Source organism: Pyramidobacter porci, assembly GCF_009695745.1.
Classification (GTDB): domain Bacteria; phylum Synergistota; class Synergistia; order Synergistales; family Dethiosulfovibrionaceae; genus Pyramidobacter; species Pyramidobacter porci.
The window spans coordinates 1-14,083 of record NZ_VUNH01000013.1; the positions used below are offsets into that span (position 1 = coordinate 1).

Annotated in this window: 11 protein-coding genes, 1 rRNA gene and 1 pseudogene; 2 read left to right on the forward strand and 11 right to left on the reverse strand. The window is 61.7% G+C overall.

Features of this window, described 5'->3' with window-relative positions; translation table 11 throughout:
* From FYJ74_RS10725 to FYJ74_RS10765, 9 genes and pseudogenes are all read right to left on the reverse strand, one after another.
* A 16S ribosomal RNA gene (locus FYJ74_RS10725) occupies positions 1–126 on the reverse strand; the annotation flags it as partial.
* A 353-nt stretch (positions 127–479) separates the two neighbouring features.
* Complete coding sequence (locus FYJ74_RS10730; protein ID WP_154529574.1) at positions 480–1,286, reverse strand: TIGR00282 family metallophosphoesterase; 807 nt, start codon at positions 1,284–1,286, stop codon at positions 480–482.
* A gap of 10 nt (positions 1,287–1,296) precedes the next feature.
* Entirely contained in the window at positions 1,297–2,829 is a 1,533-nt protein-coding gene (gene rny / locus FYJ74_RS10735) for a ribonuclease Y (RefSeq protein ID WP_326830940.1), read from the reverse strand.
* Positions 2,830–3,151: 322 nt separating this feature from the next.
* Complete coding sequence (locus FYJ74_RS10740) at positions 3,152–3,667, reverse strand: regulatory protein RecX (protein WP_154529575.1); 516 nt, start codon at positions 3,665–3,667, stop codon at positions 3,152–3,154.
* Positions 3,667–5,832, reverse strand: a pseudogene (gene recG / locus FYJ74_RS10745) (ATP-dependent DNA helicase RecG); the annotation flags it as partial. The gene FYJ74_RS10740 and the pseudogene recG, both read right to left, overlap by 1 nt.
* Entirely contained in the window at positions 5,748–6,221 is a 474-nt protein-coding gene (locus tag FYJ74_RS10750) for a DivIVA domain-containing protein (RefSeq protein WP_154529577.1), read from the reverse strand. The gene FYJ74_RS10750 and the pseudogene recG, both read right to left, overlap by 85 nt.
* A 3-nt stretch (positions 6,222–6,224) precedes the next feature.
* Entirely contained in the window at positions 6,225–6,842 is a 618-nt protein-coding gene (locus tag FYJ74_RS10755; RefSeq protein WP_154529578.1) for a hypothetical protein, read from the reverse strand.
* Positions 6,843–6,854: 12 nt separating this feature from the next.
* On the reverse strand, positions 6,855–7,550 hold the full coding sequence (locus tag FYJ74_RS10760) for a YggS family pyridoxal phosphate-dependent enzyme (protein WP_154529579.1): 696 nt from the start codon (positions 7,548–7,550) through the stop codon (positions 6,855–6,857).
* Positions 7,544–8,902 (reverse strand): efflux RND transporter periplasmic adaptor subunit, encoded by a 1,359-nt coding sequence (locus FYJ74_RS10765; protein WP_154529580.1) that lies wholly within the window; start codon positions 8,900–8,902, stop codon positions 7,544–7,546. The genes FYJ74_RS10760 and FYJ74_RS10765 overlap by 7 nt, the downstream gene beginning before the upstream one ends.
* A gap of 204 nt (positions 8,903–9,106) precedes the next feature.
* Here FYJ74_RS10765 and FYJ74_RS11975 point away from each other — a divergent pair, with 204 nt between their 5' ends.
* On the forward strand, positions 9,107–10,912 hold the full coding sequence (locus tag FYJ74_RS11975; RefSeq protein WP_154529581.1) for an O-antigen ligase family protein: 1,806 nt from the start codon (positions 9,107–9,109) through the stop codon (positions 10,910–10,912).
* Positions 10,913–10,969: 57 nt separating this feature from the next.
* Here the strand turns inward: FYJ74_RS11975 and hydE are convergent, their stop codons facing one another.
* On the reverse strand, positions 10,970–12,043 hold the full coding sequence (hydE, locus tag FYJ74_RS10775; RefSeq protein ID WP_154529582.1) for a [FeFe] hydrogenase H-cluster radical SAM maturase HydE: 1,074 nt from the start codon (positions 12,041–12,043) through the stop codon (positions 10,970–10,972).
* Positions 12,044–12,078: 35 nt separating this feature from the next.
* Positions 12,079–12,396, reverse strand: coding sequence for a hypothetical protein (locus tag FYJ74_RS10780; protein ID WP_154529583.1), 318 nt, complete (start codon positions 12,394–12,396; stop codon positions 12,079–12,081).
* 354 nt (positions 12,397–12,750) lie between these two features.
* On the opposite strand from FYJ74_RS10780, the gene FYJ74_RS10785 reads away from it, so the two are divergent.
* Positions 12,751–13,983 (forward strand): aminotransferase-like domain-containing protein, encoded by a 1,233-nt coding sequence (locus FYJ74_RS10785; RefSeq protein WP_154529584.1) that lies wholly within the window; start codon positions 12,751–12,753, stop codon positions 13,981–13,983.
* The last annotated feature ends 100 nt before the right edge of the window (positions 13,984–14,083 follow it).

Consider the following 14,083-nt stretch of genomic DNA (forward strand, 5'->3'; position numbering starts at 1 on the left):
TTACTCACCCGTCCGCTGCTGAAATGTACCAATCAACCGAAGTCTCTCAATCCATCTCCGCTCAACTTGCATGTGTTAAGCACGCCGCCAGCGTTCGTCCTGAGCCAGGATCAAACTCTCCGTTAAATCCTTTATCCCTTACCTACTGCATCTTCCAGGCTCGCTCTCGCTTGGCTTCTCTTCCTCGTCCTCTTCTATTGTCAAGGTGCTGCACTGACGTTTTATGGTCCAATGTGAACCACGTTTCGTTCAGTGCAAATGAGATGATACACCCTGAGGCTTTTTTTGTCTATATCTTCTTTTAGATTGTGTTTTTGTCGCATTTGTAATCTATCAGATTTTATTATGTGCGCGGTTAAAAGTAACCGGCCGCCAGCGACCGACGACACAAAGCTCAATGACTGGAGGCAACAGAAAATCCCGAAAACGTTGGTTTTCGGGATTTTCTGTTGCGCATTTTTCACAAGAATCTTTCCGTTTCAATTTTCGCCGTCGCGCTCGCCCAACTCGCCCGAACGAATCGCCACGCGCTCGATGCCGCAGGCTCTGCCGTCCTCATCGTCGATGTCGATAAGGACGCCGTTCAGGCGCACGTCTTCTTCGGCGACTTCGAATTTAGCCGGCAAAGAGGTGAGAAAGCGGGGCAAAACGCTTTCGTAGGTCATGCCGATGGAGCTGCGGAACGCGCCGGTCATGCCGACGTCGCTGAGGTAGGCGGTGCCGCCGGGCAAAATCTCCTCGTCGGCCGTCTGGACATGGGTATGGGTCCCGACCATGGCGGAAACCCTTCCGTCAAGGTACAGTCCCATGACGCGTTTCTCCGAGGTGGCTTCGGCGTGGAAATCGACGAAGACGGGGATGTCGCCGAGTTTTGGCAGCACCTCGTCCACGGCACGGAAGGGGCAGTCGGTAAGGGGCATGAAAACGCGGCCCTGGATGTTGACGACGCCCAGTCTTTTGCCGTTCCTGCCGGTCAGGATCGTCCAGCCGCGGCCGGGCACGCCCTGCGGGTAATTGAGGGGGCGAAGGACGCGGGGTTCTTCATCCAAAAGAGGAAGGAATTCCTTTTTATCCCAGATGTGATTGCCCGAGGTGATGCCGTCTACGCCGGCGGCGAAAAGCTCGTTCATGATCTTTTCGGTGAGGCCGCGGCCGGCGGCGCTGTTTTCACCGTTCACAAGGATAAAGTCGAAGGGGCCTTTCAGGCGGCGCAGCTTGGGCAGCATGGCGAAGAAGGCGTTCCGTCCGGGGCTGCCGACAATGTCGCCGACAAAGAGTATTCTCATTGAAAAGATCCTACTTGGCGAGGTCGGAGGCGCGGATCTCCTTGATGGCGGTGACCTTGATCTGCCCGGGATATTTCAGTTCCTCTTCGATCTTGCGGGCGATGTCGTAGGCCAGTTTGGCCACGGACGCCTCGTCGGGCACGCTGGGGGCGACCAGCACGCGCACTTCGCGTCCGGCCTGGATGGCGAAGGCTTTGCTGACGCCCTTGAAGCCGTTGGCCACGGTCTCGAGTTTTTCCAGACGTTTGACGTAGGCGTCGATGCTCTCGCGGCGGGCGCCGGGGCGGGCTGCGCTGATGGCGTCGGCGGTGGCGACGATGACGTCGTAAATGCTCTTGACTTCCATGTCTTCGTGATGCGAACCGATGGCGTTAATGACTTCGGCCGGCTCGCCGTAACGTTTGGCGAGGTCGGCGCCGATCAGGGCGTGCGGCCCCTCGATCTTGAAATCGACGGCCTTGCCGATGTCGTGAAGCAGCCCGGCGCGGCGGGCCAGTTCTTCGTTGACGCCCAGTTCGGAGGCGATCATGCCGGAAATGTACGCCACTTCCATGCTGTGCTGCAGGGCGTTCTGTCCATAGCTGTAACGATAGCGCAGCTGGCCGATGGTGCGGACCAGTTCGGGATTCATCTGCTTGATGCCGAGTTCCATCAGGGCCTGATCGCCGGCGTCGGCGATGGACTCCTCCACTTCGGCGGTCGCTTTGGCAACCAGTTCCTCGATGCGGGCGGGGTGGATGCGGCCGTCGACGACCAGTTTTTCGAGCGACAGGCGGGCGATCTCGCGGCGCACGGGGTCGAAACAGCTCAGCGTCACCGCTTCCGGCGTGTCGTCGACGATCAGATCGACGCCGGTGGCCGTCTCGAAGGCGCGGATGTTGCGCCCTTCGCGCCCGATGATGCGGCCCTTCATCTCGTCGTTCGGCAGCGACACGGTGCTGACGGCGACGTCCGAGGATTTTTCCACGGCGCAGCGCTGCACGGCGGTGACGATGATCTCGCGGGCTTTCTTGTTCGCGTCGCGCTGGGCCTGCGCTTCCATTTCCGCCAGCCGCAGTCCGATCGCGTGCTGAGCGCTGTCCTCAACTTCGTGAAGCAGCTGGGCGCGGGCCTGGTCGCTGGTCATCTGAGCGATCTGCTCGAGGTCGGTAACGCGTCTTTTGCAGAGTTCGTCGGCCTCCTGGATCTTCTTCTCCAGGTCGTCCTGACGCATCTTCATCTCGTCTTCGCGGTGCTGAAGCTTTTCCAGCTTGCGGTCGAGCTTCTCTTCTTTCTGCTCCAGAAGGCGTTCGGTGCGCTGCAGTTCCACGCGGCGTTCCTTCGCGTCGCGCTCGGCTTCGAGGCGGACTTTGGAAGCTTCGTCGCGCGCTTCCGACACCAGCAGCTTGCTGTCGCGCTCGGCGCTGGACCGGGCCTCCTTGACGATGTTCTCCGCCTGAGAGCGCGCTTCCGCGACCTTGCGCGCGGCCACGCCCTTGGCGATGAACATCCCCGCCCCCGTGCCCCCGATGATGCCGAGGAGCACTCCAAGTACCAGATAAATACTCAAAAGTTCTCACTCCTTATGAATTTGTCAATGTAAAGTCGCCCCGTCGTTCGCCGGCGGCGACGGACGCCTGTATTCCTCTGAATAAATAGTGAGAGAAGCATACGTTTAGAGAGGGGAATACGGACGTGACAAAAATCTGCTTGTAACGTTTTTTATTTTACAGTTCTCTGCGAAACTTCACAAGGGGAAAACGCAAAAAAATCCCCCATTAAAAGGGCGGGAAAATCTTCAGAATTTTTCGGACGTCCATCGTTTGCAACGACGAAAGCCCATGAGAAAAAATTTCTCATGGGCTTCCGCGGATTGTTCCGCGCCGTTATTCATCACCGTCGTCGGATTCTTCGCCGAGGCTGTGAAAATTTCCAAATTCCTCACGCAACTGCGCGAACGCCTCGCGGACGGCGGCCGATGAAAAGCCGCGGCGGCGCAGGCGGGCGTCGAGTTTTGGCGGCGTCATACCGCGCTGATTTTTCCACTGGCGCGCCAGGCGCAGCGCCCGTTCGGTTTCGTCGATTTCGCTCTCCGCAAGGGCGTCGTCGATATCGGCATGGCTGACGCCGCGCGCTCTCAGTTCGTCGCGCAGGCGGCGCAGGCCGAAGTCGCGCTTGGAATCGATGTAAAGCAGCGCGTAGGCGCGGTCGTCGACCATGCCGATCTCCTCGAAACGGTCCAGCAGCTCCGCCGCTTTCTCCTCGGGGCAACGGCGTTCGTGCAGTTTCCGCGCCAGTTCCTTGCGCGTGCGCGGGGTTGAAACGAGGCGGACCAGCACGGACTCCCACTTCATGTCTTCGTCGCTCAGGGCAGAAAACGGCACGGCGCGATCCCCTTTCATCAGGCGGTCCTCGCGATGTCGAGCATGCGCCCGTAGCGGCTCAGCACGGCCTGCATGAGCAGCGGGAAGTTCTCGTAGGGGTCGCCCCGCGCGATCAGAGCGAAGGCTTCCTGGCGCGCGACTTCCATGACGGCGCCGTCGCGGATCAGGTCGGCGACGCGGAAGTCCGTCAGGCCGTGCTGGCGCACGCCGCAGAACTCGCCCGGGCCGCGCAGCTGCATGTCAGCTTCGGCGATCGCGAAGCCGTCGCTGAGGGCGCAGAACTGATCGAGGCGGTGTTCCGCCTCGGGATTTTTCGGATCGGCGTAGAGGATGCACCAGGACTTGGCGGAGCCGCGCCCGACGCGGCCGCGCAGTTGGTGCAGCTGCGAGAGCCCGAAGCGCTCGGCGTTTTCCACGACCATCACCGTCGCGTTGGGCACGTCGACGCCAACTTCGATGACGGTCGTGGAGGCGAGCAGGTCGATGCGCCCCGCCGAGAATTCGGTCATGACGGCGTTTTTTTCCTTTTCGCTCATGCGTCCGTGAAGCATGGCCAAACGTCGCTTCGGGAATTCGCGCCGGAGTTTTTCGAAGCGAGATTCCAGCGGCGCGGCGTCGAAGTTCTCGCTCTCCTCGATAAGCGGGCAGACCCAATAGATCTGACGGCCGGCGGCCATTTCGCTTTCGAGGAAGCGCAGCATTTTCGGCAGGCGGTTGTCGCCGATCCACACGGACTTGACGGGCTGGCGGCCGCCCGGCAGCTGGCGGATCGTGGACACGGCCAGGTCGCCGTAGACCGAAAGGGCCAGCGTGCGCGGGATCGGCGTGGCCGTCATCACAAGCGTGTGCGGCGCTTCGGCGCCGGCTTTGCTGTTCAGAGCCTTGCGCTGGAGCACGCCGAAGCGGTGCTGCTCGTCGATGACGATCAGGCCGAGCCGCTTGAAGCTGACGGTCTCCTGGATCAGCGCGTGGGTGCCGACGACGACGCGCAGCGTGCCGTCGGATAACCGTTCGTGGATCTTTTTCTTTTCGGCGGGGGCGACGCCGCCGGTCAGCAGGGCGACTTCGACGCCCAACGGCGCAAGCCACCGGTTCAGCGTCAGCGCGTGCTGCTGGGCGAGCACGGCCGTCGGCGCCATCATGGCGGCCTGTATGCCCGAGTCGAGCGCCTGCAGGAGCGCCATCACGGCGACGACGGTCTTTCCCGAACCGACATCGCCCTGCAGCAGCCGGTTCATGGGCACGGAGCGGCGCATGTCGGCGGCGATTTCCTGCGCGACGCGGCGCTGATCGTCGGTAAGTTCGAAAGGGAGCCCGGCGAGGAACTTCCGCGTCAGATCCCCCTGCCCAGTCAGAGCCGGAGCTTTTTTTTCGAGGCAGCCGCGGCGGTGGCGCAGCGCCAAGCCGACCTGGAGCAGAAAGAACTCTTCGAAGACGAGGCGCTGCCGCGCGGCGCGGAAGAGCGCCTCATCGGTGGGCTGATGCATCTGGCGCACGGCGGAGGCGGCGTCGATAAAATGGAACTTCTCGACGAGCGGCGGCGGCAGAATATCGGGGATCGTCGGGACCAGAGCTTCGAGCACCGTATCGATGACGCGGCGCAGCCATTTTTCGTTCAGTCCGGCCGTCGCGGAATAAACGGGCACGATGCGGCCCACGCTGCGCGGGTCGCTGCCGTCGAGGATCTCGAACTCGGGATTGAGCAGCTCCGGCACGGGACGGCGCGGCTCCAGCGAGCCGTAAAGCGCCAGTTCCATGCCTTCCCGCAAAATCTTGCTCAGGTTCCAACGGTTGAACCACAAGGCCCAGGCCACGTTTTTGCCGTCGCTGAGGCAGACGCGCGTGATCTGCATGCGGCGGTTGCTGCGAGCCACGCGCTGTTCGATGGAAACAACCCGGGCCCGGAAGGCCTGAGGCGGCCCGCCGGGCGCAAGATCCTGGATCGTCACGATCTGCCGCCGGTCTTCGTAGCGCCGGGGGAAAAAATACACGAGATCTTCCGCCGTCGCGATGCCGAGACGCTGAAGCAGCAGGGCCTTCGCCTCGCCGATGCCGCGGATAGCTGTCACCGGGTCGTCAAGGCGGAGGAAGCCCCGGTTCATTGATCTTTTTTCTCCTGCAGGCCGTCGAGCAGCATGTTGTACCGCAGCACCGCGGCCTTGGCGTCGGCGACGAAATGTTCCTTCGAGCGGCGCAGTTCTTCGATTTCGCCGAGAAGCTGCGTCTTCTGCGCGACGGCGTCGGCCAGCATGCCCTCGGCTTTCGCTTTCGCCTGCGCGAGCACGGCTTCGCTCTCTTTCTGGGACGAAACGAGAAAATCCTCGGAAGTTTTCTTCGCCATGGTCAGCGCGTTCTGCAGCGACATTTTGAGCTCGTCGTTCTCTCTGATGGCCGTCTCCAGCTCGCGGATGCGCATCTGGTCGGTGGCGTGCAGTTCGGAATATCGCTGCAGCGTGTCGGCTACGCGGTCAAGGAACTCGTCGACTTCGTCGGCCGCATAGCCGCGCAGGCCCCGCGAGAAAACGACGCCCTCCACGTCCACGACTTTCAGCAAGTCCAGATCGTTTGCCATCCCTTACTGCTCCCGGCCGTTTTCTTCGGGCAGCCATTCGATCACGGCGTTTTTGTTCAACGAAAGCAGCAGGCTCGTGCTCGTCACCGTGTAGAAGACGCCGTCGTGCATGCGTACGAAATCGGCCACACGGCGAACGATATCGGCGGCCGCCTTGCGGTCTTCTCTTTCGAAATCGAGCATCACCGTCTGTCCCTGTACGAGCGCGTCTTCGATGTCGTCGAGCATTCCGGCGGCGCCTTTTTTGACCAGCACCAGCGGCTGCGCCGCCTCGTCCTGACGGCGCAGCGACTCGCCGAAGCGGCGCAGGCGGCTGGAAAAGGAGCCGGAAAGCCCAGCCGCATGACGTCTGCCGTCGCTTTCGCGCTCCGCAGCTTCCTCAGATTCGCCGTTTTCTTCGGCAGCGTCGCGGCCGGCTGCAAAAGCCCGTTCATCTTCCACAGCAGCGGGAGCCGCTTCGTTCTCCGCCGCGGGGACTTCCGTTTCTTCCTCATCGTCGGGGACGACAAGGCGCTGGATCTTCTTCATATAGTCGGTACGACGCTTCTTGTTCCGGTGAGATTCCACCACGACGTCGCCGCTGTCGGCGAGACCGAGAAATGACAAAAGCTTGTTGGCCATGGGGATTTCCTCCTAACGATGTCCAAAGATTGCGGTGCCCACGCGAATTTCGGTGCTGCCCTGTTCGATTGCCCACTCGAAATCGCCGCTCATGCCCATGGAAAGGCACGGCAGATCGTCCGCGCTCAGGCGCAGGCGGTCGCGCAGTTCGCGCGTGGCGTCGAAGGCGCCGCGGATCTCTTTTTCGCTGCCGCCCAGCGGACCGATGGTCATCAGCCCCCGAAGCGCCAGATGCGGGCATTGTCCTCTGACAAAATCCGCCAGCGCGGGAACGTCCGCCATCGGCGTTCCCGTCTTCGACGCCTCGCCGGAGCTGTTGACCTCGATGAGCACGTCCAGGCGCCGTTCCTTTTCGGCGCAGACGCGCTCGACCGCCGCGGCGATTTCCTCGCCGTCGATGCTTTCGATCACGTCGAAGAGCTCCACCGCCTTGCGCGCTTTGTTGCGCTGCAGATGACCGACCAGATGCCACACGGCGCCGAGTTCCGCGGGAAAATTGGGGATCTTGGCCTGGCCTTCCTGAACGCGATTTTCACCAAAATGAGTCACCAGTCCGGTACGGGCCGCCGCGACCACTGTTTCCAACGGTTTGGTCTTGCTCACCGCCACCAGCGTCACATCCGGCGCCCTGCGGCCGCTCCGCCGCGCCGCCGCTTCCATGCGGTCCCGAATCGACCGGATCGACGCGAACATTTCCGACTCTACCATAACCGCACCCTCTTTTCTTCGGCATTTGCCGCTTCAAGTATAACAGGATTTCCGGCAGAAAGCCCCGAGGCGATGAAAAAACGGCCGTCTTCGATGGGCTTTCCGGTGACGCTGCGGAAGACGAGCCGGTCGCCGACCAGCTCGAAAACGCCGTAGGTGCCGCGGCGGATCGTCACCGCCGAGTCCGGCACCACCAGCCCCGCATCCTCGTCGGAACAGACGAGAAAGTCCACCTCGCGCGACAGCGCCATATCCATGGGGAAATAGGGCATGTCGAGCGCCACTTTGGCGCGCTCGTCGCCGTACTTCACGTACACGCGCACGCGCGCCGTCCACTTCGGCCCCTTCGACTCGCGGCGGATGGAAATGGAGCCGCGCTCCAGACCGGTCCGCAGCCGGTCGGTCAGATCAAGGTAAAAAATCGCGCGCGGCTCCTGAGGCAGATAAATCAGTTTGCCCACCGCGCGGACGGCCGTGTCGAGCGGCTTCAGATCCTCGATCCAGCGCAGTTCCGGCGCTTTGGGAAGCAAGCCGGAGCCGAGCCACAGCGTCGGATAATCCCAGCGGTCTTCCGCACCGTCGATAGCCGGCAAAAAGTATCCCCGCGCCGGCGTGCGGATCGTGGTCGTGCGTCCGCGCGCCAGCACGGTCGCCACCACTTCGTCGTCGGCCACGGCCGCTACTTTGCCGCCGTAAGCCAGCTGCACCGTGCCGCCCGACGGAGCGGTGAGCACTTTTTCATGCCAGAGCAGCAGCGCGTGAACCGGCTGCTCTTCCTCGTAGAAATAGGGCTGCGGCATGAACAGAGGCGGCATAGCCTCTTCCGCGCTCTGCCTGGCCCACAGAAAATAGAATCCGGCGGCCAGCGCGCAGATGCCGGTTGCAAGGACGACGCGCAGAAAGCGGACGGGCCACGGCTCTCTCTTTTCGGGCGCTTTTTCCGGGCGCGGCGCGGAAACGCTTTGCCGCGGTTCCGGCGTGGCCGGGCGAGGCTTTTCGCGTTCCGTTTTCGAAAGCGGGACGCTCTTCGCGACCGCCCCTTGCACTCGCGCCCCCCTGTCCGGCGTTTTTTCCTCGGCGGGGCGGGGAGAACGGCTGGTCCGCTCGGTCTGCGGCGCCGCGTCGTTTTCGTTCAGATCCGGCAGTTCGAGCGAACGCCGCAGCCGCGGACGGACGGGCCATTTGAGCTTTCCGCGTCCGGAAGGAGGCGGCGCGTCGGGAGCATCCCGCGCCGGCGCGCCCGGCTGCACGCGCTTTTCCGGTGCCGGCGAAAGCGGAGACGAAGCGGACGGACGCTTTCGCTCCGGCCTTTCGCGTGCCTGCGTTGCTGATTTTACGTCATGTCGTCCCATTGCCGCGCCTCCGAAGTGAATAGTCGCTTCAATCAGCTTTTTATTGTAACGCAAAACGTCAAAAATTTGGAGATGCAAACGAGGCGGCGCACGAATTTTCAGCGTGAAAGTTTCGTTTTTTCGCGGGCGGCGCGCTTCACTGCGGCCGTTATTATGCTATAGTATGAAAAATTCTTGGGAACAAAAACCAAAGGGGGCTTCGCCGTGGAATGTGACGACGCTTCGCTGCCGAAAGCCGCGTCCGATGAAAAAGGCGCGTTCCGCAACGCGCTCTTCTTCCTGCTGTTCGCGGTCAGTCTGACGCTGCCGAATCTGGTGTATTCAGGCACTTCGTTCTTTCAGACGCTGCACTTGATGAAGTGGTGCTTCGCGCTGGTCCCCGTCGGTCTGCTCGCGCTCTGCGCGGGCGGGCAGACGCTGCTCGACGGGGAACGCGGGCCGCTGCGCCTCGACGTTATGGGGCTTTATTGGCTGTTCTTCCTGGTTTTCGTGACGCTGCAGCCGCTGTGGGTGCCGCTCCGTTCCGTGCCCGGCTGGCAGCGCGAATGGTTCTTTTTCGCCGGCTGCGTCGTCTTCTATCTGGCGGCGTTCTCCTTTTTCAAGGAAAACTGGCTGCGTCCGATCCTCTGGATGGCGGCGCTGAACGCCACGATCAACGGGATTTTCGCCGAGCTGCAGGTACGCGGCATGGTCGCGCCGCTCCGGGGCCTGAAGCTGGTCATGCAGACGCCGGGGCACTACATCGGCAACACGGGACAGCAGAACATGTTCGCGTTATGGCTGGCGATGGCGCTGTTCTCGTCGCTGTTCCTCTTCGTCTGCTACGGCGGCCTTTTCGCCAAAAATTTCCGGAACAAGCTTATGATCGCCGGCAACCTGTCCTTCTATATGATCATGTCGTGGTGTCTGATCCGTTCCACAAGCCGTTCGGGGATCCTGGCGTTCTGGGTGGGGACGCTGGCGATGGCGCTGATGATCTTCTTCACTTCGCGGGACCGCGCTCAGCTCAAACGCGCCGCCCTCGGCATCGCTCTGTTCTTCGCCGTGCTGGCCGTGTTCATTCTCGCCGACACGGGACGGGGCTTCGACTTTTTGCTGAAGACGCGCGACATGATCAAAAACATCGCCGACATCGCCGCCCGCCGGGAAATTTGGCAGACGTCGCAGCAGGTCGGCGCGTTTCGGCCGCTGACCGGCGTCGGTCTGGGGCAGTTCAAATGGCACTATCTTCAGGGGCAGCACGTCGCCATGACGCTCGATCCTACCATGAAATGGCAGTTCACCTACTGGGCGCACAACGAAATCCTGCAGTGGTTCTGCGAGTTCGGCCTGGGGGGCGTTGCGTCGCTGCTGCTGGCCGGTCTGGTCTGGCTGGCGGCGTTGTGCCGCTGCGTGCGCCGCCACCGCGGCCGCCGGCTGCCCATGGAGTTCCTCTGGGGAAGTTCGTTCCTGTTCCTGGTCTGGTTCGACGCGCTCTGGACGCGCCCGTTCCACCGCATCGAGAATTCGCTCTGGGCCGCCCTCGCCTTCGCGCTTTGCAGCCGCCATCTTTTCCGGGACGAAGAGGGCGTGTCCGCGCCGAAGAAATTGCCTTCGCTGTTCTACCGCCTGACGGGCGCGTTCATGCTCGCCGCGGCGGTGGGCGGATTCTGGTTCGGCATCGACGGCATCCGCGCCGACTTGCTGCTGCGCCGCGCCGAAAGCTTCACCGACGACGTGGAGGAAAAAGCCCGGCTCATGAACATCGCCCGTCACAGTCCGATGGTGCGCGACCTGGCGGAACACGAGCTGGCCATGCTGCGCCTGCGCTTGGGCGAAAAGCTCGGCGACCGCGAGATCATCGCCGACGGCCTCAATCAGCTGATCGCCTGCTTCGTTCAGCAGCCCACGGCAGAGGACTTCGCCACGCTGATGGACTACGCGCGCCGATCCAACATCGCCTCGCTGCTCGAATTTCTCGAACCGTACGCGCCGCCCTCGCCGCCGCCTGCAGCCGGGGCGGCAGGCTGATCTTCCGCCGCTCGATGAGAGAACCCGTACAAAAAAATCCTGAACCGGAAAACCGGCTCAGGATTTTTTGTAACGCGGCGGGAATCCGTAGGCGTCGCCGCGGCTGACCGCCAGACGGCGGCCGACGTTTTTCATGCGCAGGGCAAGAGAATCGCGGCACTCGGCAGCTTCGTCGCCGGCGCAGAGCTTATGGTCGTAGAGGGCGTAATCCCGGCGCACGGCCTGCGGCGAAAGATTCGGCATGACGACGTTGGCTCCGGCCAGAATCCCCAGCTCGCGCCCGTCCGCCGCGATCGTGCCCAGCGCCGTGGTAGCGGGAATCAGGGCTTTGGGAAAAAACAGGCGCAGCAGCGACAGGCACAGCAGCGTCAGCTCCAGAGTGCCCGCCGGCGCGTGTCCGAAAGGCGTGTCCCGCTGGGGGATGAAGGGGCCGATGCCGATCATCTGCGGCTGCAGTTCCTTCATGAATTGAAAGTCGGCGGCGAGATGCGCGGAACTCTGTCCGGGGGAGCCGACCATGAACCCCGAACCGACTTGATAGCCCAGGCGTTTCAGCGTCCGCAGGCAGCGCTTGCGGTTTTCCGGGCGCTGCCGCAGCGGGTGGAGCATACGGTAATGTCCGTCGCAGGCCGTCTCGTGGCGCAGCAGATAACGCTCGGCGCCGGCGTCGAAAAACATCCGATAGGCATCGTCGCTGCACTCGCCCACCGAAAGCGTCACCGCACAGTCGGGGAACTCGCGGCGGATGCAAGCCACGAGCGGCGCGATGCGCTCGGGCGGGTACTGCGGATCCTCGCCGCCCTGCAGCACGAACGTACGAAATCCCCAATCGTAGCCCCGCCGGCAGCAGCCGAGGATCTCCTCTTCGCCGAGGCGGTAGCGGCGCACGGCGCCGTTGCCGCGGCGGATGCCGCAGTAATAGCAGTCGCTGCGGCACTCGTTGGTGAACTCGATCAGGCCGCGCATGTACACCTCGTCGCCGTAATAGACGCGACACAGCTCCTGTGCCGCCTCCGCCAGCGTGCGGCGCAGCTGGGGCGAATTGTTTTCGAGCAGCGCCTGCAGATCCTGCGGCGGCAGATCATGCTCCGCGATCAAACGCATTGCGATCGCTTGAATTTTTTCATTCATAGCAGAGCTCTTTTCTGGCTCCCGACACCCGCCGGTCAAAGATCCCGATCGGCGCGGCGGGAATTTTTCCCTTCCTCCCGAACCGCATGAGAGGCCCCGACCGAATAAGGATTTTTATTGGGGCGCTCCGGCTCGGGAGCGTCGATGGCCCGCTTCATGACGGCCATCGACAGCGACGAAAGCCCCAGCGGGAAAATCCACAGCCCCAGCAGCCCCCAGAACCAGCGCAGCGAAATCCCCGCCCAGTGATGGAGCGCCAGCGCGATCCAGGCTGGCGCCGACCACTCGGCGCTGAGCGCCAGCGATACCAGCAGCCCTGACCAAAAACCGTCCTGTTGCCGTTTTTTCGCCATCGCCTCTCGTCCCCTTCCGGCGAACATTATAACAACTCAGCCAATGTCGGACAAGCGTACGACAATAAGAGCTCCGGCGCTTCCTTTTATCGTCCGGCGTCCGCTTGCCAGCGAGAATTCATTCTGCTATTTTACTGTATACAAAAAATGACAAATCTCATTTTATTCTTAATTTTGAACAGAAGAAATATTTCATCTCCGATTTTCTATGGTCAGAGTTAAAATTCTTTTGTATAATCCAATTATGCACTATTGGAGCTAAGGTTCCAAGAACTTTTCTCCGCCGGAGCGCAAATGAATCGGCTCTCGCGCCGCAGGCATGAGAGCGAAATTTTTGAGGAGGTGTTTTTCATCATGAGCAGCACTTGGAATGGCAATTTCAGCTACAAAGCGATGCACACACGCCCTTCGCCCGTCCGTGAGATCCTGGCGGTCATCAAAAAGCCCGGCATGATCTCCTTCGCCGGCGGCATGCCCGCGCCCGAGGTTTTTCCCGTCAACGAGTTCTACGAGAGCGCGCATCTGCTTAAGGACAACGGCACCGAACTGCTCCAGTACGGCACCACCGACGGCAACCCGGCGCTGCGCGAGTTCCTGATCAACTTCATGGAGCCGCGGCTCGGCCGCAAGGTCGGCATGGATCAGATTTTCCTGACCACCGGTTCGCAGCAGGCGCTCGACCTGTTCTCCTGGGCCATGCTCGATCCCGGCGACGTCATCATCACCGAAGATCCGTCCTACATGGCCGCCATGACCGTGTTCATGAATCACGGCGGCGTGTGCCGCGGCATTCCCTGCGACGGCGACGGCCTTCAAGTCGAAAAGGTGCCCGCCCTGATCGAGTCGCTGCGCGCCGAGGGGAAAAAGGTCAAGTTCCTCTACACCATCGTCAACTTCCAAAACCCCGGCGGCATGACGATGGGCGTCGAAAAGCGCAAGAAGCTGGCAGCCATCGCCGAGGAATACGACATCGGCATTTTCGAGGACGATCCTTACGGCTACGTGCGTTACGAAGGCGATCACCTGCCCTCCATCTTCTCGTTCGACAAGGTCGGCAACGTGCTCTATGCCGGTTCGTTTTCCAAGATTCTGGCTCCCGGCACGCGTACGGGCTGGGTCATCGGCGACCCCGCCATCGTCCGCAAGATGTGCGTCTTCAAACAGAGCACCGACCTCTGTTCCAGTTCCGTCGATCAGGCCCTGATCGCCGAGTACTGCCAGAAAGGACATCTCGTCAGACACCTGCCCAAAATCATCGACAATTACCGCAGACGCCGCGATTCTATGGAAGAGAGCATGAAGCGCCATCTGGCGCCTCTCGGCGTCACGTGGGTCAAGCCTCAGGGCGGCTTCTTCTACTGGATTAACGTTCCCGGCGTCAACACCGACGAACTGATGAAGCGCGCGCTCGACAAGAAGGTCGCCTTCATCCAGGGTTCCGCCTTCGCCGTCGAGCCCGGCGCCTGCACCAACAACGCCCGTTTGAACTACACCTACTGCTCGCCCGAAGTCATCGAAGAGGGCATCGCCCGCATCGCCGCGGCCATCCAGGAGATGAAGGCCGAAGCCGAAGGGATCAAAGCGTAGTTCTTCGTAATCATATTTTTAGGAGGGGAAATTCCCCTCCTTTTTTTGAAAAGAAATTTGGAATTTTTCGCAAGAGTCACTGCAAGCACAAAAGGAGATT